The organism is Allobosea psychrotolerans (genome assembly GCF_002917105.1).
Taxonomy (GTDB): domain Bacteria; phylum Pseudomonadota; class Alphaproteobacteria; order Rhizobiales; family Beijerinckiaceae; genus Allobosea; species Allobosea psychrotolerans.
This window is the reverse complement of the sequence record NZ_PQFZ01000008.1, coordinates 215,580-240,942: the sequence shown is the minus strand read 5'-3', so window position 1 is coordinate 240,942 and position 25,363 is coordinate 215,580. Positions and strand designations below refer to the sequence as shown.

The 25,363-nt window shown below is 66.1% G+C and carries 27 protein-coding genes; 7 read left to right on the top strand and 20 right to left on the bottom strand.

The window, feature by feature from the left end; genetic code table 11:
- The 3 genes from CYD53_RS15940 to CYD53_RS15930 all read right to left on the bottom strand — a co-directional run.
- The coding region (locus tag CYD53_RS15940; RefSeq protein WP_146055935.1) for an ABC transporter permease at nt 1–465 on the bottom strand (465 nt) is incomplete at its 3' end.
- A gap of 205 nt (nt 466–670) precedes the next feature.
- The gene (locus CYD53_RS15935) at nt 671–2,188 is read right to left on the bottom strand and encodes an ABC transporter substrate-binding protein (RefSeq protein WP_103719066.1); all 1,518 of its coding nucleotides are present in this window, start codon (nt 2,186–2,188) and stop codon (nt 671–673) included.
- 276 nt (nt 2,189–2,464) lie between these two features.
- Nucleotides 2,465–3,439, bottom strand: a complete 975-nt coding sequence (locus CYD53_RS15930) for a tripartite tricarboxylate transporter substrate-binding protein (protein ID WP_103719065.1) — start codon at nt 3,437–3,439, stop codon at nt 2,465–2,467.
- Between the two features lie 191 nt (nt 3,440–3,630).
- On the opposite strand from CYD53_RS15930, the gene CYD53_RS15925 reads away from it, so the two are divergent.
- The 3 genes from CYD53_RS15925 to CYD53_RS15915 all read left to right on the top strand — a co-directional run bounded on the left by CYD53_RS15925 (nt 3,631) and on the right by CYD53_RS15915 (nt 6,629).
- Nucleotides 3,631–4,332: a GntR family transcriptional regulator gene (locus CYD53_RS15925; RefSeq protein ID WP_103719064.1), complete on the top strand. Its 702-nt coding sequence runs from the start codon at nt 3,631–3,633 to the stop codon at nt 4,330–4,332.
- 150 nt (nt 4,333–4,482) lie between these two features.
- Complete coding sequence (locus CYD53_RS15920; protein ID WP_103719063.1) at nt 4,483–5,412, top strand: NAD(P)-dependent oxidoreductase; 930 nt, start codon at nt 4,483–4,485, stop codon at nt 5,410–5,412.
- On the top strand, nt 5,409–6,629 hold the full coding sequence (locus tag CYD53_RS15915) for an alpha/beta fold hydrolase (RefSeq protein WP_103719062.1): 1,221 nt from the start codon (nt 5,409–5,411) through the stop codon (nt 6,627–6,629). The genes CYD53_RS15920 and CYD53_RS15915 overlap by 4 nt, the downstream gene beginning before the upstream one ends.
- A 198-nt stretch (nt 6,630–6,827) precedes the next feature.
- On the opposite strand, the gene CYD53_RS15910 is transcribed toward CYD53_RS15915, so the two are convergent.
- From CYD53_RS15910 to CYD53_RS15840, 15 genes are all read right to left on the bottom strand, one after another.
- Entirely contained in the window at nt 6,828–7,619 is a 792-nt protein-coding gene (locus CYD53_RS15910) for an N-acyl homoserine lactonase family protein (RefSeq protein ID WP_103719061.1), read from the bottom strand.
- 220 nt (nt 7,620–7,839) lie between these two features.
- Nucleotides 7,840–8,235, bottom strand: coding sequence for a carboxymuconolactone decarboxylase family protein (locus tag CYD53_RS15905; RefSeq protein ID WP_103719060.1), 396 nt, complete (start codon nt 8,233–8,235; stop codon nt 7,840–7,842).
- A 22-nt stretch (nt 8,236–8,257) separates the two neighbouring features.
- The gene (locus tag CYD53_RS15900; RefSeq protein WP_103719059.1) at nt 8,258–8,977 is read right to left on the bottom strand and encodes an ABC transporter ATP-binding protein; all 720 of its coding nucleotides are present in this window, start codon (nt 8,975–8,977) and stop codon (nt 8,258–8,260) included.
- Nucleotides 8,978–8,993: 16 nt separating this feature from the next.
- Entirely contained in the window at nt 8,994–9,716 is a 723-nt protein-coding gene (locus CYD53_RS15895; protein ID WP_103719058.1) for an ABC transporter ATP-binding protein, read from the bottom strand.
- Nucleotides 9,713–10,699, bottom strand: coding sequence for a branched-chain amino acid ABC transporter permease (locus tag CYD53_RS15890; protein WP_103719057.1), 987 nt, complete (start codon nt 10,697–10,699; stop codon nt 9,713–9,715). Before CYD53_RS15890 ends, CYD53_RS15895 begins: the two co-directional genes overlap by 4 nt.
- On the bottom strand, nt 10,696–11,556 hold the full coding sequence (locus tag CYD53_RS15885) for a branched-chain amino acid ABC transporter permease (protein WP_103719056.1): 861 nt from the start codon (nt 11,554–11,556) through the stop codon (nt 10,696–10,698). The genes CYD53_RS15890 and CYD53_RS15885 overlap by 4 nt, the downstream gene beginning before the upstream one ends.
- Before the next feature lie 41 nt (nt 11,557–11,597).
- Nucleotides 11,598–12,830, bottom strand: a complete 1,233-nt coding sequence (locus CYD53_RS15880) for an ABC transporter substrate-binding protein (protein ID WP_103719055.1) — start codon at nt 12,828–12,830, stop codon at nt 11,598–11,600.
- Nucleotides 12,831–13,061: 231 nt separating this feature from the next.
- Nucleotides 13,062–14,348 carry a TRAP transporter large permease gene (locus CYD53_RS15875; protein ID WP_103719054.1) on the bottom strand — a complete coding sequence of 429 codons (1,287 nt, stop codon included), beginning with the start codon at nt 14,346–14,348 and terminating at the stop codon, nt 13,062–13,064.
- The gene (locus CYD53_RS15870; protein ID WP_181011894.1) at nt 14,345–14,860 is read right to left on the bottom strand and encodes a TRAP transporter small permease; all 516 of its coding nucleotides are present in this window, start codon (nt 14,858–14,860) and stop codon (nt 14,345–14,347) included. The genes CYD53_RS15875 and CYD53_RS15870 overlap by 4 nt, the downstream gene beginning before the upstream one ends.
- Before the next feature lie 165 nt (nt 14,861–15,025).
- Complete coding sequence (locus CYD53_RS15865; RefSeq protein ID WP_103719052.1) at nt 15,026–16,021, bottom strand: sialic acid TRAP transporter substrate-binding protein SiaP; 996 nt, start codon at nt 16,019–16,021, stop codon at nt 15,026–15,028.
- 83 nt (nt 16,022–16,104) lie between these two features.
- Nucleotides 16,105–16,785 carry a GntR family transcriptional regulator gene (locus CYD53_RS15860; protein ID WP_092175327.1) on the bottom strand — a complete coding sequence of 227 codons (681 nt, stop codon included), beginning with the start codon at nt 16,783–16,785 and terminating at the stop codon, nt 16,105–16,107.
- 26 nt (nt 16,786–16,811) lie between these two features.
- Nucleotides 16,812–17,708 (bottom strand): dihydrodipicolinate synthase family protein, encoded by an 897-nt coding sequence (locus CYD53_RS15855; RefSeq protein ID WP_103719051.1) that lies wholly within the window; start codon nt 17,706–17,708, stop codon nt 16,812–16,814.
- A 79-nt stretch (nt 17,709–17,787) separates the two neighbouring features.
- Nucleotides 17,788–18,606: a carbohydrate ABC transporter permease gene (locus tag CYD53_RS15850; RefSeq protein ID WP_103719050.1), complete on the bottom strand. Its 819-nt coding sequence runs from the start codon at nt 18,604–18,606 to the stop codon at nt 17,788–17,790.
- Nucleotides 18,606–19,535, bottom strand: a complete 930-nt coding sequence (locus tag CYD53_RS15845) for a carbohydrate ABC transporter permease (RefSeq protein ID WP_103719089.1) — start codon at nt 19,533–19,535, stop codon at nt 18,606–18,608. The genes CYD53_RS15850 and CYD53_RS15845 overlap by 1 nt, the downstream gene beginning before the upstream one ends.
- 134 nt (nt 19,536–19,669) lie before the next feature.
- On the bottom strand, nt 19,670–21,022 hold the full coding sequence (locus CYD53_RS15840) for an ABC transporter substrate-binding protein (protein WP_103719049.1): 1,353 nt from the start codon (nt 21,020–21,022) through the stop codon (nt 19,670–19,672).
- Nucleotides 21,023–21,204: 182 nt separating this feature from the next.
- Here CYD53_RS15840 and CYD53_RS15835 point away from each other — a divergent pair, with 182 nt between their 5' ends.
- From CYD53_RS15835 to CYD53_RS15820, 4 genes are all read left to right on the top strand, one after another.
- Complete coding sequence (locus tag CYD53_RS15835; RefSeq protein ID WP_103719048.1) at nt 21,205–22,230, top strand: aldo/keto reductase; 1,026 nt, start codon at nt 21,205–21,207, stop codon at nt 22,228–22,230.
- 4 nt (nt 22,231–22,234) lie between these two features.
- Complete coding sequence (locus CYD53_RS15830; RefSeq protein ID WP_103719047.1) at nt 22,235–23,080, top strand: amidohydrolase family protein; 846 nt, start codon at nt 22,235–22,237, stop codon at nt 23,078–23,080.
- 192 nt (nt 23,081–23,272) lie between these two features.
- Nucleotides 23,273–23,728, top strand: a complete 456-nt coding sequence (locus tag CYD53_RS15825) for an RbsD/FucU family protein (protein WP_103719046.1) — start codon at nt 23,273–23,275, stop codon at nt 23,726–23,728.
- A gap of 152 nt (nt 23,729–23,880) precedes the next feature.
- Nucleotides 23,881–24,351, top strand: coding sequence for a hypothetical protein (locus tag CYD53_RS15820; protein WP_103719088.1), 471 nt, complete (start codon nt 23,881–23,883; stop codon nt 24,349–24,351).
- A gap of 265 nt (nt 24,352–24,616) precedes the next feature.
- On the opposite strand, the gene CYD53_RS15815 is transcribed toward CYD53_RS15820, so the two are convergent.
- A complete protein-coding gene (locus CYD53_RS15815; protein ID WP_103719045.1) occupies nt 24,617–24,877 on the bottom strand; it encodes a hypothetical protein in 261 nt (86 codons plus the stop codon).
- Between the two features lie 168 nt (nt 24,878–25,045).
- A complete protein-coding gene (locus tag CYD53_RS30330; RefSeq protein ID WP_181011893.1) occupies nt 25,046–25,243 on the bottom strand; it encodes a hypothetical protein in 198 nt (65 codons plus the stop codon).
- Nucleotides 25,244–25,363 lie beyond the last annotated feature (120 nt).

Here is a 25,363-nt window from a genome sequence, read left to right as displayed (position 1 = left end):
CGCCAGGATCATCATGATGCCGAGCCAGAAGGAGGGGATGGTGAGCCCCGCCACCGAGCCGATCCGCAAGGCGGTGTCCCAGGCCTTGCCGCGCAGCCGCGCCATCAGCACGCCCAGCGGCAGCGACAGGCCCGCTCCCACGAACAGCGCCAGCACGGTGAGCTGGATCGTCGGCCACATATGGCCCGCGATCTCCTCCGAGACCGGCCGCCGGGTCCACAGCGACACGCCGAGATCGCCGCTCAGCACGCCGCCGAGCCAGCTGAAATACTGCAGCACCACCGGCTGATCGAGCCCGATCCGGCTGCGCAGCGCGGCGACCCGATCGGGCGTCACCTCGGTATTGGCCCCGAGCATGATCGCAACCGCATCACCCGGAATCAGCCGGATCATCAGGAAGGTCAGAACAGACACGCCAAACAAAACGACGGCTAGATCAAGCGCGCGGGAGCGGATGAAGCTCATGGCTTATAAAACACGCGCAGTCATCCTGGGCTTCGCGCAGCGAAGTCCCGGGATCCATCGGAGGGCTCCGGAGCTCTCCGATGGATCCCGGAGCTGCGCGGCTACGCCGCTTGTCCAGGATGACGGCGTGTTTCCAAGAGAACCCATTAATCCATGAAGCAGCACGGGCTCGGCTATTGTCAGCGCCGAATGTGTCAACCCTGCTTCACCGCGCCTGCGTCGTCGTGGCGAGCGAGAACAGCGAGCGGTTCGCGACGATGTCGAACCCGCTCACATTCGTACGCATGGCGGTGAAGAGCTGGCCATAGGTCATGAAAGCGGCTGGGCCGTCACAGGTCAGGAGCGACTGCACCCGGTTATAGGACGCCTTCCGCTTCGCCTGATCGGTCTCGATGCGGGCCGCATCGAGCAAGCCGTCGATCTCGGGGTTCGAGTATTTGAACACATTGGTCGAGCCGGCCGTGCGGAAGGTCCGGTAGAAATAATCGTCCGGATCGATCGAGCCGGCATTGGTCGAGACGAAGGCGTCGAAATTCGAGTTGCGCCAATCCTGCACGAACTGGCCGAGCTCGGGGATCTTCAGCTCGGCCTTGAAGCCGGCCTTGTTGAGCTGCGCCTGTACGACCTGGGCGATGTCGCGAATATCCTGGCGCGGCAGCACGAGCAGCGTCACCGCAACCGGTGTCGTGATGCCGGCGGCCTTGAGCAGCTCCTGCGCCTTGGTGGCAGAGGGCGTGAAGCAGGGGAACTCCTTCACGTCGAGCGCCCATTCCTTCAGCGCCGGCGAGAGCGGCCCGCCAGGAACGCCGGCACCGAAGAGCGCGGCCTGGACGATCTCCTGCCGGTTCAGCGCGTAGTTCAGCGCCTCGCGCACCTTCGCATTGTCGAAGGGCGGCTTGGAGGTGTTCATGCCGACGAGCGTGTAGGCAAGCTCCAGCGTGTCGGCGATCTTGACGTTCGGCCGGCCCTTGAGCTGCAGGGCCGTGGCGGCGTCGATATTCGGCAGCAGCGCATATTGGCCGCTCGACAGCCCGACCTGACGCGTCGCCGATTCCGGGATGATGTTGAACTTCACCCCGTCGAGCTTGGGCTGGCCCTTGTTCCAGTAACCCGCATGCTTCTCCAGTTCGATGAAGCCGTTGGGCTGCCATTCCTTGAACTTGAACGGGCCTGTACCGACAGGCTGGCGCTGCAACCCGTCCTTGTTGGTCTCGAAGGCGCGCGGCACGATCCCGATCGAGGCCAGCGCGGTCAGGAAGGGTGCCGACGGCTCCTTCAGCGTGACCTGGACGGTGCCGGCATCGACGGCGCTCGCCTTCTCCATCGCCGCGAGACGGCTCGCCAATGGCGAGGCGATGTCCTTGGAAAGCACGCGGTTGAGGCTCGCGACGACATCGGCCGCCTCCAGCGGCTTGCCGTCATGGAAGGTCGCGCCCGAGACCAGCTTGAAGACATAGCTCTTGCCGTCGCTGGAGAGCGTCCAGGACTGTGCCAGGGCCGGCACCACGCGCAGATCCTTGTCGATCCCGGTCAGGCCCTCATAGATCGTGCCGTTCACCACCTGGAAGGAGCTGAAAGCCGTGATGATATGCGGGTCGAGACCGGCGGGCGAGGCATCGACCGCAGCCTGCAGGACCTGCGCCCGCGATGGCGCCGGCAGAAGCGCCGCCGCAGCGAGCCCCATGGTCAGCGCCAGCGCCGTGGTGGTCAGAAAACGCGCCATGCCTCAACTCCCCTACCGAATGCATCGGGCGGCCTATGGCCTTGCCCGGAGTGGTCTCATCGAAGGCTAGCCCTCTAGAATACCAATTGCAAGATGAGCTCTTGCCGCGACGCCGCTTCCACAGGCGTGAAATCGCAATCGCAGCCGCCTGCGCAACCCGCCTGCGTGCGAAGTTTCGGGCATGCAAAACACCCGGCGCCGCGCTTCAGCGCAACACCGGGTGTAACAACGCCGGTCTAGAGGCGTTAGGGACTCTGGGGCCGATGTGATGCTGGTCTATGGCTTCGCCGCGCCGTCCTTGAAGATTTCGGCCCAGCGCGCGACCTCGGCATCGACCAGCTTCTGCAGCGCGGCGGGGCCGCGCTCCTCCCTGGGCGGGATCGGCACGGCCAGCTCCTCGAAGCGCTTCTGCACCGAGGCCGTCTCGAAGGTGGCGTCGAGCGCAGCGATCAGCCTGTCGATGACAGGCCCGGGCGTCGCCTTGGGCACGCTGATCGCGTTCCAGACCGTCATGCCGAATTCGGGTAGCCCCGCCTCGGTGAAGGTCGGCAGGTCGGGCGCTTGCGGAATGCGCCTGGGTCCGCTCACCGCCAGCGCCGTGACGAGCCCGCCCTGATGGATCGGCAGCATCGTCACCGTCTGGTCGATGACGGCATCGACGAAGCCGCCGGTGAGATCGCGGATCGCCGGCCCCGCGCCCTGATAGGGCACGATCGTCGCCTTGAGCTTGGTCTGGTGGAGCAGGAGATTGGGCGCCATGTCGGAGGTCGCGCCATAACCCGCCGTGCCGAAGGTCACGGCCTCGCCCTTCTCGCGCATCCTGGCGAGGAGGCCCTTCAGATCGGTGACGCCACTCGCCTTGCTGGCAGCGAGCACCATCGGCACGTCGGAGACGAGCCCGATCGGCGCGAGATCGCTGCGCGGGTCGTAGCGCTGGTCCTTGAACAGCGCCTTGCTCGCCGCCATCGGCCCCATATTGCCGAACAGGATGATGTAGCCGTCAGCCTGCGCCTTGACGACGCGCTCGGTCCCGGTTCTCCCGCCCGCCCCGCCGACATTCTCGACCAGCACGTTCTGGCCGAGCTCCCGCCCCATGGTCTCGGCGACGATGCGCGCCAGGATGTCGGTGGTGCCTCCGGGCGCGAAGGGCACGATCATGGTGACCGGGCGTGTCGGGTAGGTCTGAGCCGAGGCAGCTGCCGGCGCGAGCAGCGCGGCGAGCGCGATCAGCGCCTTGAAGGGGCGAAGCATCCTGTCCTCCTTGGTGTCGGCAAGCTTTTGGGCTCCGGCAGTTCGCCTTGCCCGTCAGGAAGTCTGGCTTCCGCCTGCTCGGATTTGCCTGCTATCAGACAATCAGTCAAAATTGCTGTCAAGCCGTCTCGAGCGGTCACAGGCGCACACAGACGATTGACTGATGTTCAGGCGAAGGCGAAGACTCCGTGATGAGCACGATGAACCTCCAGATTCCCCGCCAGGCAGCGACCTTGCGCCTCCTGGTCGAAGACCGCCTGCGCACGGCGATCGCCTCGGGCCATTTCAAGCCCGGCCAGCGCCTGATCGAGCGTGAGCTTTGCGAGCAGATCGGTGTCGGGCGCACATCGGTGCGCGAGGCGCTGCGCCAGCTCGAGGCAGAGGGCCTCGTAATCACCATTCCCCATCGCGGCCCGGAGGTGAGCTCGATTACGTATGAGGAAGCGCGCCAGCTCTATGAGGTGCGCGCTCTGCTCGAGGGCTTCGCCGGGCGCGGTTTCGCCGAGCATGGCAGCGACGAAGCGATCGAGGAGCTGCGCCTCGCCGTCGAGCGTTTCGCGACCGCTGCGCTGGGCGAGGATCGCGCCGAACTCGTGGCCGCCAAGACCCGCTTCTATGCCGTGCTGATGAACGGCGCCGGCAACACCTTCGTGAAGCAGTCGCTGACGATGCTGCATAATCGCATCACGCTGCTGCGCGTCACCTCGATGACCCAGACCGGGCGGCTCGCGAACAGCGTCGCGGAGATCCGCGAGATTTTCGAGGCCATCAAGACCCGCTCCGGCGATCGCGCCGAGGCCGCCTGCAAGCGCCATATCGAGATGGCTGCCCATGTGGCGCTCGCCGTCCTGGCCAAGGCCGAGCCCGGCGAGACGCATAACGGCAAGGCCTGACGGCGCCTTCGGCATGGCCGAGGCGCGTCAATCAAGATTGACAGATTGTCTGCTTGCCTGCACATCTTGCCGCCAACTGACGAGGAGCCGGCGACGACGCGCCTGACCTGCGCCGTGCGGAACTGTCGGATCGAGGAGACTGGAAAGCCCATGCCGGATGCAATCCAAAGCGCGCCGATCGCCCCACCCGCCATCATCGCCCTGATCGGGCTCGGCCAGATGGGTCTGCCCATGGCGGCGCGGCTCATCCTTGCCGGCTTCCAGGTCCATGGCGCCGACCCCTCCGAGACGGCGCGCGCCCTCTTCGAGCAGGGCGGCGGCAAGGCCTTCGCCGATGCCGCGCAGGCCGCCAAAGGCGCGAGCGCGATCATCACCATGCTACCCAACGGCAAGATCGTGCGCGACGTGCTGCTCGGCGCCAACGGCATCGCGCCCCGCCTGCCCAAGGGCACGCTGATCATCGACATGAGCTCCTCGGCCCCGACCGACACGACCAGCCTCGCCGCCGAGCTCGCGCCATTTGGCTTGCCCTTGCTCGACGCCCCGGTCTCAGGCGGCGTCAAGCGCGCCATCGACGGCTCGCTCGCCATCATGGCCGGCGGCCCCGAAGTGGAAGTCGAGCGCGCCGGGCCGATCCTGCAGGCAATGGGCAAGTCGATCTTCGCCACCGGCCCGACAGGCTCGGGCCATGCGATGAAGGCGCTGAACAACTATGTCTCCGCAGCCGGGCTGATCGCCGCTTCCGAGGCCCTGCTGGTCGGGCGCAGTTTTGGCCTGAAGCCCGACACCATCGTCGATGTGCTCAACGCCTCCACCGGCCGCAACAACTCGACTGAAGTGAAGATGAAGCCCTTTGTCATCTCTGAGGCGTTCAACTCCGGCTTCTCCTTCGCGCTGATGGCCAAGGATCTGCGCATCGCCGCCGATCTCGCCACGCATCTCGGCCTCGGCATTCCGCAGATCGCGGCGGTGGCGAGGCTGTGGGAGGAGGCCAAGGGCAAGCTCAAGCCCGACGCCGACCACACCGAGATCTACCGCTACCTCGCCGAGGCCTTCGACAATGGGCCCGTACAGGGATGAGCCTGGCGCGCCTGCGCGAGCGCCTCGAAGCCGCCGCAACCGACCCGGAACTGCGGCGTCTCGGCCCCGGCCTGCAGGCGAGCCTGCGGCTCGAAAACGGCGGCGATGCGCTCGTGCTGCGCCTCGATGCCGGTGAGCCCTTGTTCCTGGCGACTGACGCCCCTGCGGATATCGTGCTGGCCGCCGCGCCCGAGGCCTGGGACCAGGCGCTGGCCTCACCGCCCCCGCCGCGCTTCCATGCCTTCACCGCCTTTGCGATCGCCAACCCGGACTTCACGCTGACGGGGGACCCGCTGCAGATCGCCCGCGCCCGCCCGGTGCTCGAGCGCCTGTTCGAGCAGGTCGCGGCCAGCGAGCCCGCACCGGCGACAGAAGTCCCGCGCGATCTCAGGCAGGTCGCGAGCCGCTATCACCGCCTCGAGACGGCGGAAGGTCCCTGCGATCTCTTCGTCGAAAGCGCCGGCAGCGGCGTGCCGATCCTGTTCCTGCATACGGCCGGCGCCGATGCGCGCCAGTTCCATGGCCAGCTCGCCGATATCGGGCTCGGGCGCTCCTGGCGCATGATCGCCCCCGACATGCCGTTCCATGGCCGCTCGATGCCCCCAATGGGCTGGCGGGGCGAGCCCTATCGCCTGAACGCCGCGCGCTATCTCGGTTGGTGCGTGGCGATCATCGAGCAAATCGCCGGGGACAAGGTCGTCGTCGCCGGCGGCTCGATGGGCGCGGCGATGGCGCTGTTGCTCGCGGCGGAGCGGCCCGACCTCGTCGCCGGGGTGGTCGCGATCGAGCCGCCCTTCCAGTCGAAGGGCCGGCGCAACCCCTATCAGCACCATGTCGGCATCCATGCCGGACTGCACAATTCGTCTTTCGTGCGCGGCCTGATGAGCCCGACGAGCCCGCTCGACCAGCGCCGCCGCGCCGCCTGGATCTATTCGCAAGGCGCGCCGGAGATCTATTCGGGCGACCTCGCCTTCTACAGCGAGGAGTTCGACGGTGCGCTCATCGCCCCGCGCATCGACACGAAGCGCACGCCGGTCGCGCTGCTCTGCGGCACCTATGATTATTCGGCAACGCCTGAGGACGGGCAAAAGCTCGCCGCCCTCATGCCCGGCGCGGCCCTGCGCGTCATGGACGGGCTCGGCCATTTCCCGATGTGCGAGAACCCCGACCTGTTCCGGCCGCATCTCGTCGCGGCGCTCGACCATATCGCCGCTTGAGTCTGATGGTGTGACTTGGAACCACTCCGTCATTCCGGGGCTATGCGAAGCGTAGAGCCCGGAACCCAGAACCGATGGAGCCGGGAATCAGGCGCCGTCATCGGCACCGCTTATCTCATCGCCACCTGCGGTTCTGGGTTCCCGGCTCGCCCCTACGGGGCCCCGGAATGACGCGGCGACCTCTCAGCCCGACCAGGCTCAGGTCACCGGATCGAGATGCAAGATCGCCGTCTCGCCATCCGAACCGGGATGGGCGGGATAATTCAATCGCACCAGCGGATCGTGGCCGGGAATGACGCGCTCCTCGGCTCCGGCGAGGCGTTTTGCCGCCCGCCAGCCCTGCGCCAGCGCGCCAAGGTCGTAATAGATCGGGAACGGGTTCTGCCGCTCCATATTGGCATAGAAATGCGCCGCGTCGCTGGCGAGCACGACCGGCCCGCGCGCCGTCTCGACCCGCACCATCTGCAGGCCGGCGCTATGGCCGCCGACCTTGTGCAGGGTCACGCCCTCGGCGATCTCGGCATCGCCATCATGGAATTCGACGCGCTCGGCATAGACCGCACGGACCATGCGCACGACATCCTCGACCTCGAAGGGATAGCGCAGGCAGGCCTGGCACATATGCCGCCCGGTCGCGAAGGACATTTCCGCATCCTGGAGATGAAACATCGCCTTCGGGAAGAGGTCGAGATTTCCGGCATGGTCGTAGTGCAGATGCGTGATCACGACATCGCCGACATCGCCGGGCTCGACGCCGAGCTGTCGCAGCGCCGCCTCGACCGGCCGGATCAATTCGCGCTTGCGCTTCGCCCCGCCTTCGGGCGTGAAGCCGGTATCGACGACGATCGCCCGGCCCTGCGAGCGCAGCACCCAGACGAAATAATCCATCGACATCGGCACATCATGCGGGTCGGGCGGCCGCAGGAAATTCTCCAGCGCGGTGCGCTCATGCACGGCGTAGCGCAGCGCGTAGACGTCCCATAGCCGCATGGCGGACTCTCCTGGGTTACTGGTCCTGCACCAGCATCGGAACCTAGCCTGTCATCCTGGCCGCAGCCCTTGGGTCCGATCTTCGATCGGCCCAAGGATGAACTCCGCGAAGGCCGGGATCCATCGCAGAGTTCAGCGCCCTCCGATGGATCCCGGACGCCCTACGGGCGCCCAGGATGACGGTCGAGATCGTGTCAGCGCGTCGAGCGCGCCTGCTGGTTCACGTCCCAGCCGGAACCGCGCCTTCCGCCTTGAGTACCTCATGGGCCGCCTTGAAAGCGTCGAGGCCGGCGGGGATGCCGCAATAGACCGTAGCGTGGAGCAGAATCTCCTTGATCTCGTCCACGGTGACGCCGTTCGCCAGCGCGCCCTTGACGTGGAGCTTGAGCTCGGCGGGCTTGCCCAGCGCCGTCAGCATGGCGAGGTTCAGCATCGAGCGTGTCTTGTGCTCTAGGCCCGGCCGCGTCCAGGCATATCCCCAGCACCATTCGGTGGTGATCTCTTGGAAGGCCATCATGAAGTCGTCGGCCTTGGCGAGGCTGCCATCGACGTACTCGGCGCCTAGCACCTTGCGGCGGACCTTCAGGCCCTTTTCGAACTGTTCGTTGCGGGACATGTCTTGGCTCCTTTGGTGAATGTCACAGGCCGAGATAGGCGCTGCGGACAGCGTCGTTATCGGAGAGTTCGGCGCTCGTGCCGGCAAGCACGATGCGGCCGGATTCGAGCACATAGCCTCGGCTGGCGACCGAGAGTGCGAGCGTGGTGTTTTGCTCGACCAGCAGAATCGCCGTGCCGGTCCGGCTCACCGTCAGGAAGGTGTCGTGCAACTCGTCGACGACCTTGGGCGCGAGCCCATGGCTGGGCTCGTCGAGCAGGAGCAGGCGCGGCGACAGCATCAGCGCCCGGCCGATCGCGACCATCTGCTGCTCGCCGCCCGACAAGGTGCCGGCGGCTTGCGTCAGGCGCTCGCGCAGGCGCGGGAACATCTCCAGCACGCGCTCGCGCCGCTGCGCCAGATCGGAGGCGCCGCGCACGGAATAGGCGCCGAGCGTGACATTCTCGTCGACGCTCATCTCGGGGAAGACATGTCTGCCCTCGGGCACATGGGCGATGCCGAGGCCGGGGATCCTATGCGAGGGCCGGCCGACCAGTTCCTCGCCCTGGAAACTGATGCTGCCCTTGGCGGCGACGAGGCCGGAGATCGTCCGCAGCAATGTGCTCTTGCCGGCGGTATTGGCGCCGATGACGCAGACGAACTCACCTGCATCCATCGAAAGCGCAATATCGTGCAGCACGGCGACGCCGTCATAGCCGGCATCGAGGTTTCGGATCGCAAGAAGCGCGGTGGCCGTGGTCATGGCGTGTGCCCTCCCCTCACGCGGCCGAACGGCCGAGATAGGCCTGCACCACAGCCGGATCGTGCGAGACCTGCGCCGGCGTGCCGGTCGCGATCAACTGGCCGAAGTTCAGCACGACGAGCCGCTCGCATAGCGACATGATCGCGCGCATGTGGTGCTCGACGACGATCAAGGTCAGCCCCTCCTCGCGAAGCTGGCGCAACAGACGCATGAACTCGTCCATCTCGACGTGGTTGAGCGCCGCCATCGCCTCGTCGAGCAGGAGCACGCGCGGTTGGGTGCAGAGCGCGCGCGCCACCTCGACGCGGGCCCGTTCCGGGAAGGAGAGATCGCGTGCCAGCTTGTCGGAGATCGCGCTGATGCCGACGCGCTCGAGGCAGCGCCGCGCCAGATCGCGCGCGTCCTCGACCGAATGGCGCAGCAGCCCGCCGGTCAGGACATTGTCGAGCACCGAGGAATCGAGGAAGAGCGCGACGTTCTGGAAGGTCTTGATCATGCCGGCCGCGGCGATCTTGTGCGGCTTCAGGCCGACAAGTTCGCGCCCGTCGAGCGTGATCGTGCCGCTGTCGGGCTTGTGCAAGCCGACCAGCGTGCTGAACAGCGTCGTCTTGCCCGCGCCATTGGGGCCGATCAATCCGACGATCTCGCCGGCATTCACGGTCAAAGACACATCCGAGAGCGCTTTCAGGCCGCCGAAGCGCTTGGAGATGCAGGAAACCTGCAGCAGGGCTTCAGTCATGACCTGTCCTCCCGGCGGAAGCGCCGCGCCAGGCGCTGGCCCATGGCGACAAAGCCGCGCGGCTCGACCAGGATGACAACGACCAGCAGAACGCCGAAGACGAGTTGCGAGAGGCCCGCCGCCTGCGCCGAGAAGATCTGGTTGGCGAACTCCTCCAGCGGAATCACGAAGAAGGCGCCCAGGATCGGCCCGATCGCGGTGCCGATGCCGCCGACGATCGCAATCATCGCCACGCGCACCGAGATCGAGCCGACGCCGAAGACCGTGTCGGGATCGAAGAAATACTGGAATTGCGCATAAAGCGTGCCGAGGCAGGCCGTCAGTCCGCCGGAGAGCACCGCCGCGATGATCTTGGTCCGGGTGGTGTCGATGCCGATGACTTCGGCCGCGTCGACATTCTCCTTGATGGCGCGCAGCCGATAGCCCAGCCGGCTTTTCCGGATCGCGACGAAGATCGCGGTGACGGCGATGAGCGCAGCCAGCATCAGCCAGTAATAGGGCCGCGTCTCCTTGAACTGCAGCATGGCTAGGCTCGACGGCGCGAAAGGCACGGAGATGCCGACCGGCCCGCCGGTCAACCCACCCCAGCTATTGGCGATGACGCGCATCACCTCGCCGAAGGCGAGCGTCGCCAGCGCGAAATAATGCCCGCGCAATCGCATCGTCGGCAGGCTGATCAGGAGCGCCGCCAGACCACCGAGCACCGCGCCGGCGATCATGCCGAGCCAGGGCGAGATCCCGAAATGGATCAGCAGCAAGGTCGAGGTGTAGGCACCGATGCCGAAGAAGGCGGCGTGCCCGAGCGAGACCTGGTTGGCGAGGCCCGCCACGATGTTCCAGGCCTGCGCCATCGCCCCGAAGAGCAGCGCCAGGCACAGGATGCGGATGGCATAGCCGCGCGGATCGAAGGCGAAGGGCAGCGCGATGGCGGCCGCCAGCAGCACGGCGATCAGGATCAGGCGCATGGGAGAGAGGCGGCTCATCTGGCCGCCCCCAGCAGGCCCTTTGGCCGGAAGGCGAGCACGCCGATGAAGACGACGAAGAGCACGAGGTTCTGCAACTGGATCGGGAAGGCGAGCCCCGAGAGCGACTGGATGATGCCGACTGCGAACCCGCCGACCACCGCGCCCGCGACCGACCCCAGACCGCCCAGCACCACGACCGTGAACATCAGCACGACGAACTGGCCGCCAACCGTCGGCGAGGCCGTCAGATAGGGCAGGATCACCGCGCCGCCGAAGGCGGTCAGCCCGACGCCGAGCGCAAAGGCCAGCATATGCATGCGGTCGGAGTTGATGCCCAGGAGCTTGGCCGCCATCGGGTCCTGTGCGGTCGCGCGCATCGCCTTGCCGAACCAGCTCAGCTTCATGAACAGCCAGAGCACCAGCCCCGAGGCGACCGACATCAGGAAGGCCGCGAGATAGGGCACGCTGACGAAAAGCGGCCCGAGCTGGAGCGAGGCGGTCTGGTAAGGCGTCGAAACCGATTTGAAGCCGGAGCCGAACATCAGCAGCGCCGCGTTCTCCATCACGATCAGCAGACCGACCGTCAGGAAGATCTGCGCGACCTCGGGCGCCTTCAGCACGCGCCGGATCAGAAGATGCTGCAGCGCCGCGCCGAGCACGAAGACCACGGCGAAGGCGAGCGGCGCCGCCAGCAGCGGGTCGAGCCCGAGCCACGCCCAGGCGTAGTAGGCCACGAACATGCCCAGCATCAGGAACTCCGCCTGCGCGAAGTTGACGATGCCCATGACTCCGAAGACGAGCGTCAAGCCGATCGAGATGACGGCGTAGACGCCGCCGATCATCAACCCGTCGAGGATGGCCTGAACCACCGCCATTCCGTTCTCCGATCTCGCTTTAAGTCAGGCTTGGGCGTCGCTCAGGACGCCCAGACCGCCTTGGCCTTGGCGACGTCGGAGGGCCAGACGGTGACGAGCTCCTTGCTGCGCCACTGCACCATCACCGGCACGGAGAGTGTGTTGAGCCCGGTCTTGTCGAACTGCACCGCGCCGCCCGTCATCGTCTTGGTCCAGCCGGCTTCGAACCTCGTGCCGTGCAGCACCTTGCGCAGCGCCTCAGGGGCAGTCGATTTCGCCGTCTCGATCGCCTGGGCGAGCACATCCATGCAGACCGCGTGCTCCAGCGCTTCATGGACCATGAAATAGCCGTAGCGCTTGCGGAAGCGCTCGGTCAGCTCCGGGGCGAGGTCGTAATTGGCCGGCGCGATCGAGAGCACGCCCTCGGCGAACTCGCCGAGCCCCTTCTCGAAATCGGGGATGACGTAGCCGGCAGCACCGCCGATCGCGGGAATGCCGATCTTCTGCTGACGCATCGCGCGGATGATCTGCAGGCTGTCGTTGAGATAGGAGACCGGGAAGACTGCCTGCGCGCCCGAGGCCCTGAGCTTGTTGATCAGCGGGGTCACATCGGTGATCCCCAGCGGATAGGCGTCGTCCATCACGATCTGGACGCCCGCCGCCTTGGCGCCCTCGCGCAGGCCCGCCGCCTGCGAGGTGCCATAGGCCGTGTCCTCATACATGATCGCGATACGCTCGAGCTTCTGGCCGGCGGTGGCGGCAAGCGCCATCGTACCGTCGAACTGGGCCTTGCCGAGCACGGAGGCCTTGGCGACGACCTGGAAGATGTTCTCGAAGCCGCGCCCGGTGATCTGGTCGGAGAAGGACATGGTCAGCAGCGGCACGCCGCGCCGCTCGGTCACTTCAGAAATCGCGATGGTGAGCGAGGATGCGAAGGCGCCGAGAATCGCGACGACATCGTTCTGGGTCAGCAGGCGCTGGGCGACATTGGCCGCCGTTGTCGGCGTCGAGGTCGAATCGGCGATGACGAGGTTGATGCGCGCGCCGCCGAGCGCCTTGATGCCGCCGGCCGCATTGATCTCGTCGGCGACGAGCTCGACGCCATTGCGCGAATTGATGCCGAACTGCGCATTGGCACCCGAGAGCGGCATCACCACGCCGACATTGACCGCTTTGCCCTGTGCCACCGCATCGCGCAGCACGAAGGGCATGGCGATGCCGCCCACCGCCGCGAAGGCGAGTGCCTGGCGCCGATTGATGCGGCCCGAGGCCGTGTCGTTTCCGCTGCTGCTCATCGCTCGACTCCCTGGATCGCAGCGCCCTCTGCGGGGCGCATGAATGCGCGATCCGCTGGCAGGTGCCGAAGCCCCGCGCCTGATCGCGGCGACAAATTGGCCAAGCGAAGCCTGCCTGTCAATATGATTGACAGATTGTCTGATGCTGAGTTGAAACCAGCAATATCCCTCGCAGCACCACCGCCGCGAGGGCGCGAAACAGCATCCCTCCCCTGCGAGGAGCGAAGCGCCTTACTTGCCCATCACCAGATTGGGTAGCCAGGTCGTCAGCGGCGGCCAGAGCGTGATCGCCACGAGCACGACCAGCAGCGGCACGATCCAGGGCAGGATCGCCTTCGACATGGTCTCGAAGGAGACATTGGCGATCCGCGTCACCACGAAGAGCACCACCCCGATCGGCGGATGGATCGTGCCCAGGATCAGGTTCAGGATCATGATGATACCGAACTGGACCGGGTCGATGCCGAAGCTATGCGCGGCCGGCACCAGGATCGGGATCAGGATCAGCATCGCCGCCAGTGCTTCCATGAAGCAGCCGACCAGGAGCAAGATCAGGTTGCAGACCAGGAGGAAGACCAGCGGATTCCTGATCGTCTCGACGATCAGCGGCGTCAGCGTCTGCGGCACCCGCGAGATCGACATGCACCAGCCGAGCGCGCCCGCCGCCATGACCAGGACCATGACGAGGCCGGTGGTCTCGACGGTCTCGACAAGGATCGGTCCGAGCTGCCTCACCTCCAGGGTGCGATAGACGAAGAAGCCGAGGAACAGCGCGTAGAGGCAGGCGACCGCGGCAGCTTCCGTCGGCGTGAAGATGCCGGAGAACATGCCGCCCAGGATCAGGGGCGGCGTCATCAGCGCGAAGAAGCCGCTGACGAAGGTGCGCCCGATCTCGCGAAAACCCTTGAACGGCTCCTTGCGGAAACCCTGGCGCTTCGAGATCAGCATGACCATCGCCATCAGCGACAGCCCCATCAGGACGCCGGGAATGACGCCGCCGATGAAGAGCCGGCCGATCGAGACATCGGCCGTGACACCGTAGATCACCATCGGCAGGCTGGGCGGGATGATCGGGCCGATCGTCGCCGCGGCAGCCGTGATTGCGGCAGCCGTCTCGGGCCGGTAGCCGGCCTTCTTCATGGCCCTGATCTCGATTGCGCCCGAGCCTGCCGCATCGGCGACAGCCGAGCCGACCATGCCGGCGAAGATCATGCTGGTCAGGATCGAGGCATGGGCATAGCCGCCGCGCAGCCAGCCGATCACCGAGGTCGCAAACGCCACGATCCGGTCGGTGATGCGGGCCGCGCCCAGGATGTTACCCATCAGGATGAAGAGCGGGGCTGCGACGATCGGGAAGGCGTTCATGGCCTGCGCCATCTTCTGCGGCACGATCGAGGCCGAGAGATCGGCGAGCGCCACGAAGGCGAAGGCGGCGAGCCCCATCGAGGCGAAGAGCGGGAAGCCGGCGAGAATCGACAGCAGCCAGACGCCCGAGATCTGGAAGATCAGTGTGCTCACAGAACCTCTCCGGTGATCGGGGGCTCGGCCGGCTCATAGGGCGAGACCGCCCAGTTCCTGAGATTGGCGATGAGTTCGAACAGGCCCTGCACAGCCGTAACGAAGCCGGCGAAGACCATCGGGGCGTAAAGCAGCCCCATCGAGATCGGCACCGTCGTCGCCTCGAGATCGCGGTTCACGGCGACGAGATGGATGCTGTACCAGCCGACCAGCAGGCCGAAGACGATCATGGCGATCTGCATCACCGTCTCGGCGGCCCGCCAGCCCTGCCGCGGCAGCAGGTCATGGAAGAAGCGGATGCGGATATGGACCTGCCGCCGGCTGGCGATGACCCAGCCGCAGACGGCGACCCAGAGCATCAGGAAGCGCGAGACCTCGTCGGTCCAGATCAGCGGATCGCCCAGCGCCCGCGTGACGATGCCCAGCGTCACGCAGACGAGCAGCGTCACGATCAGGATACCGGCGAGGATCTCCATGGCCCGGTCGAACACCGTGCGCGCGAAGGCGATCATGCGTTTTTTACTCCCAGGGAAGAGCGGCTCGCATTCTGCGGAGGCTGCCATCCCGGACGACCGGAGGGAGAGCCGGGATCCATTCCGGAGCGCTTCAGGAATGGATCCCGGGTCTGCGCTTCGCTCCGGCCGGGACGACGGCGCCTTTTCAGAACGAACTTGGCGCTACAGCGCCTCGATGCGCTCCCACAGGCCTTTGCCCCATTTGCTTTCGAACTTGGCCGGCAGCGACGCCAGCACCGGCTTGCGGAAGCTCTCCAGATCGGGCTTGACCACGATCATGCCGCTCTTGCCGAGGCTCTCGGCAAGCCCGTTCTCCTGCGTGACGATCTCCTTGTCCTGCCAGGCCGAGGCCGTGTCGATCGCGGCCCGGACGAGGGTGCGGTCGGCCTCGGAGAGTTTCGACCAGGCGGCGTCGTTCACGATGACGAGGCGCGGCGTGATGATATGCGCGGTCAGGACGAGGTATTTCTGGACCTCGGCGAGCTTGGCCGACTGGATCGTCGGCAGCGGGTTCTCCTGGCCGTCGACCGCACCCTGCGACAAAGCGAGATAGAGCTCGCTGAAGTTCAGCGGCGTCGGCCGCGCGCCCCAGGCCTCGGCCATGGCGCGGAAGGTGTCGACCTCCGGCACCCGCAGCTTGAAGCCCTTCATGTCCTCGACCGAGTTGATCGGGCGCTTGCCGCTGGTCAGGTGCCTGACCCCGTAATAGGTCACGCCGATGACGCGCATGCCGCGCTTCTCGACCAGGGCCTTGTTGAGTTCGTCGATCAAGGGCGACTTCAGCGCCCGCGTCATATGCGCCGGATCGCGCCAGAGATAGGGCGCCTCGATGATCGAGAGCTGCGGCACGAACTGCCCGAGCTGCGCCGCCCCTTCCGTCACCATGGTCAAGGCGCCGCTGGCGACGGACTCGACCATGTCTCGCGACGAGCCGAGCTGGCCGGCCGGGAAGGTCTGGATGTCGATGCGCCCGCCGGTCTTCTCCTTGACCTCGGCGGCGGCCTTCACCGCGCTTTGCGGCGAGGGATGCGTCATCGCCTGGCCGTCGGCCCAGCGCAGTACGATCGCTTGCGCCCGCAGGACGGCCGGCATGGCGATGCTCGCTCCGGCAAGCGCCGCGGAGCCGGCGAGCAGCTCGCGTTTGGTCAGCCTGGTCATGATCTTTGCTCCTCCCGAGAATGTCCGGTTGTCCGGATCGCTATAGGGTGAAGCCGCCTCTTATGAGCCGGCTTCGTATCGCATCAGTAGTTCATCGCCCGCATCCGGGCATTGCCGATATGCAGGCTCATCTCCTCGGAGGCACGCACCGGGTCGCGTGCCTCGATCGCCGTGATGATCTTGAGGTGGTCCCGCATCACCGGCACCAGGATGTGGTTCTGGATCCGCGTCTCATATTGCCGGATCAGCCTGATCTTCAGCCAGGTGACGCGGAAGGCCTTCGAGACGATGTCGTTGTCGAGATGATCGATGATCGCCTCATGCATCAATCGGTCGACATCCTCGGCGTCCTCGATCAGCCTCTCGTCGCCGCCGGCCTCGGCGCGCGCGATGATCGCCTCGTGCCGCTCGCGCTGCTCGGCGATTTCCGCATCGGTCGCATTCGCCGCGTAGAGGGCGGTCGCCTCCTTTTCCAGGAAGAGCCGGAACTGGAAGGCGTTGCGGATCAGGTTGAGGTCGACATGGGCGACCTGCATGCCCCGCTGCGGCACCGTCTTGATCAATCCCTCGGCTTCGAGCCGAGGGATCAGTTCGCGGATCGCCCCCAGGGGCAGGCCGGTCAGCGCCACGAGCTCGCGCTGGGTCACGAACTGCCCGGGCTTGATCTCGCGCGCCAACAACCGTTCGGTGAAGCTGGCATAGGCCCGCTCCCGCAGTTTCAGCGGCTCGGCCTCGCGTTCGGGCTCGGTCTCCGGCTGGTTCAACCTGTCCTCCCTGGGGCCGCCTCGTTTCAGGCCGCCTTGGCGCGCGTGATCGTGTCGAAGGCGGCGAAGAGCCGCTTGCGCTGGCCGTCGTCAAGCGCTTCCAGCGGCGCGCGCATCGCGCCGTAGCCGGCATCGCCATGCACATGCCCGACCAGGGCCTTCACCGCCGCCAGCACCGGATAGCTGCAGATCTCGTCGACCAGCGCGTTCACCACCGGGCTGTCGGTTCCCTCGTAGACCAGCGGCCGCAGCAGATGCGGCACGAGATTGGCGACGCCGCAGATCGAGCCCTGCGCACCCGCACGCACCGCCCGGGCGAGCTGCCGCTCGTCGCCGACCAGGATGGCGAGTTCGCCATGCGCCTTCAGGAACGCTTCCGTGCTGGCATAATCGCCCGACGAATCCTTGATGCCGGTGACGACACCCGGGAACGCGGTCTTCAGCTTCTGCACCAGCCCGACGCTGATGCTGACCGCCGTCACCGAAGGGATGTGATAGAGAATGGCGTTGCGCGCGGAGGCGCCGAGCTTGTCGAAGAACTGCGAGAACCAGGCATAGAGCCCTTCGTCGCTGACGCCCTTGAAGTAGAAGGGCGGCGCGACCAGGAGGCCCCTGGCTCCGGCGTCGAGCGCCAGCCGCGCCTGTTCGACCGCCTCATGCAGCGAAGCCGCCGCGATGCCCGCATAGATCTGCTTGTTCGGGTCGACGCCCGCCCCGATCAGCGCCCCCATCATCGCCGTGCGCGCCGGCAGGCCGAGCGCCGCGCCCTCGCCGGTGGTGCCGAACAAAGTGACGCTGTCGCAGCCTTCGGCGAGGACATGGCGCGCATGCCTGACGAGGCGCGGCAGGTCGACGGCGCCGCCCTCCCGCATCGGCGTGGTGATGGCGCAGGAGAGGCCGAAACGATCGGGATTGAGAGCCATGGAACTTGTCTTTCGAGGAAGATGACGGACTGACATGTTAGTTTGAGCGTAGAAAAGCCGCAAGGCCAGGACGGGTGATTTACCCGTCCTTGAGGCCTCCGGCCGACAGACCGGCGACGATCTGGCGCTGCGCCAGGACAGTGACGAGAAGAACCGGCAGGGTAACAAGGAGCGCGGCCGCGGCCAGCGGCCCCCACGAAATCTGTTCAAAGGTCAGCGAATTATAGACCGCCGAGGGCAAGGTACGGCTGTTCTTGCCGCCGAGCACGACGGAGAAGATGAAGTTGTTCCAGGAGAAGATGAAGGCGAGGATGCCGCCGATCGTGACGCCGGGCAGCGCCAGCGGCAATGCGACATGGCGGAAGGCCTGCCAGGTCGTGGCGCCGTCGATGCGCGCCGCGTCTTCGAGTTCCATGGGGACATTCTCGAAATAACCGATCATGATCCAGACGATGATCGGGATGGTGATGACGAGATGGGTGATCACCAGTGCGGTGATCGTGCCCACCAGCCCGGTGATCTGAAAGAGCAGGAAGAGCGGGATCAGATAGGACAGCGCCGGCGTCATCCGCGCAATCAGGATCAGGATCGCGAACTTCGTCGCCTTGCCCCGCGCTATGCCGTAGCCCGCGGGTACGCCGACCAGCAGTCCGATCAGCACGGCCCCGCCCGTCACCAGGATCGAGTTCCAGAGATAGAGCGCGAAATTGTTCTGCGCGAAGACGTCGACATAGTTCTTCAGCGTCGGCGGATCGGGAATGAACACCGGCGGGAACGCCGTGTTGTCGAGTTCGTTCTTCAGCGACAGCGAGATCATCCAGAGGAAGACCAGCACCGCCGGCGAGACCAGCACGAAGACCGAGGCATAGAAGCCGAGTTTGGTTGCCAGGCGCTTCATCACGCGTCCCACTTCGACTTCTGGCGCGCATAGAGCAGCAGCAGCGAGAGCATGATGATCATCACGAAGAAGATCACCACCACGGCCGAGGCGTAGCCGATCTTGTAGAACTGGAAGGCCTGCAGATAGAGGAAGATGTTCAGCGTCTCCGACGCCGTGCCCGGCCCGCCCTGGGTGATCACGAAGATCGTGTCGAAGGCCTTCAGCGCGTCGATGGTGCGGATCACGATCGCGACCATGATGAAGGGCCAGACCAGAGGCAGGGTGATGTGGCGGAACATGTGCCAGTTGTTGGCGCCATCGATCAGCGCCGATTCATAGGGCTCGCGCGGCAACCCGGCGAGGCCGCCGAGCACGATCAGCATGACCAGCGGCGTCCAGTGCCAGACCTCGACCAGGATCAGCGTCGGAATCACGGTCCCCGGGTCATAGACCCAGTTCTGCGGGCCGATGCCGATGGTCGAGAGCAGATAGTTCAGCACGCCGAGTTGCGGGTGGAACATCATCGTCCAGACCAGCGCGACCGCGACCGGCGTCGCCATCATCGGCATCACGAAGATGGTGCGCAGCAAACCCCGGAACGGAAATTCGCGATGAAAGACCAGTGCCGCGGCCGTGCCGAAGAGGATCGGCAGCACCACCGCCAGAATCGTGAAATAGGCCGTGTGCCCCATCGATTCGATGAAGCGGGCATCGCGAAAGAGCTCGGCGAAATTCTGCAGGCCGACGAATTCCGGCCCGCCGCCGATCTTCCAGTCCTGCGTCGACATATAGAGCGTGAACAGCCAGGGGAAGACGATCACGCCGGCGACGATGAGTACGGCCGGTAGCGAGAACAGCCAGTAGCGCGGCGTGAAATCGGCGGAATGCTGGAACGCCGTGGAGGGCGGCTGTGCAACCGCTGCAGGCATGGATGTGCTGATCGTCATCAGATGCGCCTTGTCTGGCACGCCCGGTCACGCCCGCCTCTGCGGCGAGCATCCACCTCTTGAACGCCGCATGGCGGCAGCGAAGATGTGGATGGCCGGGACGAGCCCGGCCATGACGCGTGAGCGCGGATGCTTTAGGCCTGTTCGCTCTTCTCGAGGATCGGCTTGAAGGTCTCGGTCGCCTTCTTCAGTTCGGTGGCGGAGTCCGCACCGGTCAGCGTGTTGGTGAGCGCCACGCCGAAGACGTCGCGGAACTCGGTCACCGGGATGATCTGCGGCAGGCCGGCGCGCGCGATCTTGCCGGATTCCGCCAGGCACTCGAAATACTGCTTCGGGAAGCGCGAGCCGGCAGAGGCCTCCGGGCTGCTCAGCGCCGAAAGCCGGCCCGGCGCACCCGCGCCTGCCTTGATCATCGCCAGCTGGTTGCCCTTGTTGCACATGTACTGAAGGTAGAGCCAGGCGGCCTGCTTGTTCTTCGACCCGCGCGCGATACCCAGCCCATCGCCGAACAGCGCCGAGTGATGTGCCTTCGGGCCGGCCGGCGTCACGCCATAACCGACCTTGCCGACGATGCGCGACTTGGTCGGATCCTCGAGCGGGGTCGCAAAGCCGATGCCGTCGAGCCACATCGCGGCCCGGCCCTGCATGAAGGTGGTCTGGCATTCGTTCCAGTTGAAGCCGATCGTGCCCGGAGGGCCGTAATCCTTGTTGAGCTTGCGGTACATGTCGGCCGCCCAGACCGCCTCCGGCCCGTCGGTCTGCAGCTTGCCTGTGGGCGAGACCGTCTCCAGTCCCTGGCCGAGCAGCCAGGAGGTCCAGACCGGAATGTTGGCGTTCTTCAGGCCGCGCGAAACGAAGCCGGCGATACCTTTCGACGGATCGTTGAGCTTGGCTGCGGCAGCGACCAGCTCGTCCATGGTCTTGGGATATTCGAGCCCCTTCTGCGCGAACATCTCCTTGTTGTAATAGACCATCCAGAAATCGATGAAGTGCGGCAGGGTATCGATCGAACCGTCCGCCTGCTTGCCGAAATCCACCGCGCCGGCTGCGAAATCGGCATAGTCGAAATCGGGCGAGGTCAGCGAGGCATCGGCGAGATAGGGCCGCAGGTCCTCCATCCACTTGCCCTTGGCGGAGAGCCGCTTCTGGACGTGGAGCGCCAGCATCGTCACGTCGAAGGCGGGCTTGCCCGAGGAGAACTCGATCATCGCCTTCTGGCGCTGCTGCTGCTCGGGCACCTGCTCGGAGGAGACCTCGATGCCCGTCAACGCAGTGAAGGCCTTCTCCTCGGCCTGCATCAGGTCGGAGCGCGGGTTCTTCACCAGCATCACGTCGAGCTTGGTGCCGGCGAAGCGCTTCCAGTTGAAGCTCGACTGGGCGTTGGCCTCGCGAATGATCGCGGGCGCCGCGAGCGTGCCAAGCGCGCCGAGCGCTGCGGCATTGCGCAACAAGGCGCGACGGGTCGGCTTGAGAATCTCAGATGACATCGGTGTCCTCCCTCCGGACATGGCACGACCCGTTGACGGGCCTGTTGGTTATGCGATCGCCTCGATCTTCCGACCTCGACTTCGATCGATCCGGCACGGACGCTAGCGCCGTTCGATCTGGGTTGCAAGCTAACATGTTGGCGTGCACATAGTGCCGGCGACGACCATGGGAACGCCCTGACATGCCTGCCGCCACCGCCCTCGCAATGCGCATGATCGGCCGCTCCGGCCTCAGTGTCTCGACGCTCGGCTTCGGTGGCGCGCCGCTCGGCGATCTCTATGCCCGGCTCGACGAGGTCCAGGCCGTGGCGGCGGTCGAGGCCGCCATTGCGGGCGGCGTGACGCTTCTGGACACCTCCCCGCTCTATGGCCATGGCCTGTCCGAGCACCGCATCGGCACGGCGCTGCGACGCGTGCACCACGCCGACATCGTCGTCTCGACCAAGGTCGGCCGCGTCGCCGAACCCTTCGGCCCGCGCGGCGATGGTTCCGGCTATCTCGGCGGCCTGCCGCATGCGCTGCGTTTCGACTATTCCTATGACGGCGCGATGCGCTCGCTGGAGCAATCGGCGTTGCGGCTCGGCGTCGACCGTATCGACATCGTCCTGATTCACGATGTCGATGTCTGGACGCATGGCGCGGGCGCGATCGAGGCGCGCTTCTCGCAGGCTATGGACGGGGCCTATCGCGCGCTCGAACGCTTGCGGGCCTCCGGCGCGGTGAAGGCGATCGGCGTCGGCGTCAACGAGGCTGAGATGTGCGAGCGCTTCGCCCGCGCCGGCGATTTCGACACGATGCTGCTGGCGGGCCGCTATTCCCTGCTGGAGCAGCCGGGGCTCGCCTCCTTCATGCCATTGGCGCTGGAGAAGGGCATCGGCTTGATGCTGGGCGGCGTCTTCAATTCCGGCATCCTGGCGACCGGCCCGGTCGCCGGCGCGAAATACAATTACAAGCCCGCCCCGCCCGAGATCCTCGCCCGCGTGGCGGCAATCGAAGCCGTCTGCCGCCGCCATGACGTGCCGCTCAGGCGCGCCGCGCTGCATTTCCCGCTGGGGCATCCCGCGGTCGTGAGCCTCGTTATGGGCGCGGTCTCGGCCCGCGAGGTCGAGGACCAGATCGCCGAATTCGCCGCCCCTGTTCCCGCCGCGCTCTGGGCCGAATTGAAGGCCGAGGGGCTGCTTGGCGCCGACGTTCCCGTGCCGGGTTGAACCGATGCGGATCGACGCCCATCAGCATGTCTGGACGCTCGCACGCGGCGATTATGGCTGGCTGACGCCGGCGCTGGGACCGATCCATCGCGATTTCGGCCCCGACGATCTCGCGCCGCTTCTGGCCGGCCACGACATCGACCGCACCATCCTGGTCCAGGCCGCACCGACCGAGGCCGAGACCCTGTTCCTGCTCGATGTCGCGGCCCGTACGCCCTTTATCGCCGGCGTCGTCGGCTGGGCGGATTTCGAGGCGCGGGATGCAAGCCTGCGCATCGCACACCTCGCCTCGACCCCGCTGCTCGTCGGCCTGCGCCCGATGGTGCATGACATTCCCGATCCGGACTGGCTCGGCAAACCGGAGCTCGACCCCGCTTTCGATGCGCTGATCGCGGAAAACCTCGTCTTCGACGCCTTGCTCAAGCCTCGGCATATCGCGCCGATGCTGAGCCGGCTCGAACGCCATCCCGGGCTCGCCGCCGTGATCGACCACGCCGCCAAGCCCGACCTCGTCAGCGGCGATCTCGGCGGCTGGCGCGAGGGCATCACCGCCTTGGCGCGGCATCCCGGCCTCTTCTGCAAATTATCCGGCCTCGTCACCGAGGCCAGCGAGGACTGGACGCCTGCGACCTTGCGCCCGGTCTTCGAACATCTGCTTGCAAGCTTCGGCCCGCAGCGCCTGGTCTGGGGCAGCGACTGGCCCGTCCTGACCCTGCGCGCCAGCTATGGCCGCTGGATCGAGACCGTGGAGACGCTGCTCGCGCCGCTTTCGGAGACCGAGCGCGCCGCCATCATGGGCGGCAACGCCCGCAAGCTCTATCTCGCGCGCCGGGGACGCAACCCGCTATGAGCGCGCTGCCATGCTGACTATCTGTTTGCTCCTCTTTCCGAGCCCTCATCCTGAGGAGCCGCGTAGCGGCGTCTCGAAGGATGCTCCAGGAGACTTCGGTATCCGCTGGACCATCCTTCGAGACGCCATTCCGTACGGAATGGCTCCTCAGGATGAGGGCTGTGTTTCCAAACGGATTCAGAAAGATTTCCCATGCTGAAGGGCCTTGATCCCGTCCTCTCCGCCGATCTGCTCTGGCTGCTCGCCGCCATGGGCCATGGCGACGATCTCGCTCTGGTCGATGCCAATCACCCGGCCGAGACCATTGCGCGCGCCACCACCAGCGGCAGGCTCGTGCGCCTGCCCGGGTTGACCATGGCCCGCGCCGCCCGCGCCATCCTCTCCGTGCTGCCGATCGACGATTTCGAGCCCGGGCCAGTGCGGCGCATGCTCGTGGTCGGCGATGCGCAGGTTGTTCCCGTCGTGCAGGAGGAGGTGCAGCGCGAGCTCGACCGCGCGACTGGTGCTCCCCTCCCGCTTGTCGGCATCGAGCGCTTCGCTTTCTATGAGGCGGCGAAAGCCGCCTTCGCCATCGTCCAGGTCGGCGATCCCCGCCCCTATGGCTGCTTCCTGTTCCGCAAGGGCGTGATCGCCGGCGAGCCCGGCTAAAGGGCCGATCTGGCCCGGCCACGAGCCCGGGCTTCTGTCATGGACCGTTCATTTTAAAGGGGTTAGCCTCCTTCCCTGCAGCACGACCGCCCGGAATGAGCCGTCCGGCCGAAGCTCCACCAACGGGCCATGCCCGTCAGGGAACGATGACCATGACAAAGACCAGCACCGCGCTCGCCGCCGGCGTCTTCGCACTCGTCGGCGGGTTCGTCCTGCAAGCCTCGGCTCCGGCCCAGGCGCTGACGATGAAGGAATGCAGCACCAAATATAACGCCGCAAAGACGAGCAACACGCTGGGCGGCCAGTCCTGGAACGATTTCCGCAAGGCTCAGTGCTCCGACACCGCCGCCCCGGCTGCAGCCACCGCGCCGGCCCCGGCCACCGCCCCGGCAGCAGCAACGCCCGCCAAGCCCGCAGCCGCGCCGGCCGCCGCCGGCAACGCCGTCTTCCCCACCAAGGTCGATCCGAAATATTCGACCCTCTCGGCCGGCAAGCAGCGCTTCAAGACCTGCAACGACCAGTACAACATCAACAAGGCCAATGGCGGCAATGGCGACCTGAAATGGATCCAGAAGGGCGGCGGCTATTACAGCCAGTGCAACACCAGGCTGAAGGGCGCCTGAGCGCCCTCTCTTCCTTCTCCCCCATCAAAACCGGCTCTTGCCGGTTTTGACACTTTGGGTTGCCCATCTCGGGCAAGCGCGAGATGGCTGGGAGAAGCTGGCAGCGCGCAGCCTCTTCGTCATGCTCGGGCTTGGCCCGAGCATCTCGTGCCGAGAGAGCCTCCCTTTGCCGGAGCTTCTGCCGGCCTGAGATTCTCGGGTCTTCGGAGAGCCTGTCCTTGGGCCGGCCAAAGGCCGGACCCGAGGGCTCCGCCCGAGCGCACCCTTACGCCCCCTTCGCTACCGCCTGCTTCAACCGCGCCACGGCCTCAGCCGCGCCGGCCTTGATCACCAGCTCCTGCGTCTGCGCCTCGCGCTCGATCATCTCGATCAGCACGGCCGCATCGATCTCGCTGCCGGCGGCGGTGAGCTTCAGCACCGCATTGGCGATGATGTTGGGCCAGAACGCCGCCCCGCCCTTGGCGAGCCCCTTCGCCTTGCGGCCCTCGAACTCCTTGGCTAGCTGTTCGGGGGTCTTCTTGGCCATGACGGGCTCCGGTTTTCGTGTCGGCCTGTCCCACCATGACCGTCGGGCTGGCGCAAGGGCCGTCTTGCTGAAGTCTGAATCCATCTCTCATCTAAGAGCGAGAGCAGGATCGAGAAGAACCGGCTCCGGCTTTTTCTCGATCCTGCTCTCGCGCCGCCTTGGCTTGGCTCAGCGCTCGCGGCCCGGAGACAGTCGCGCCTGCTCGTGCGGAACCACACGGCCGAGCTCGAGCAGGGCCATGTCGATCATGAAACGCAGATCGTTCTGCCCTGCGGCGGCGGCGATCTCGCGCGCCGCCATCAGGTGGTCGGCGGCATCGTCCAGATCGTGGCGCGAGCCGAAGGTGATGTCGATCACCACCCCCATATATTCGATCGGCCGCCCGGCTTTCGAGACGACGGGGAACCCCTCTCCTGCATCGAAGTCGGGTCTACCCGACTTCGACACCCTGAAGTGCTGAACTCGGGCAGGCCCGAGTTCAGTGAG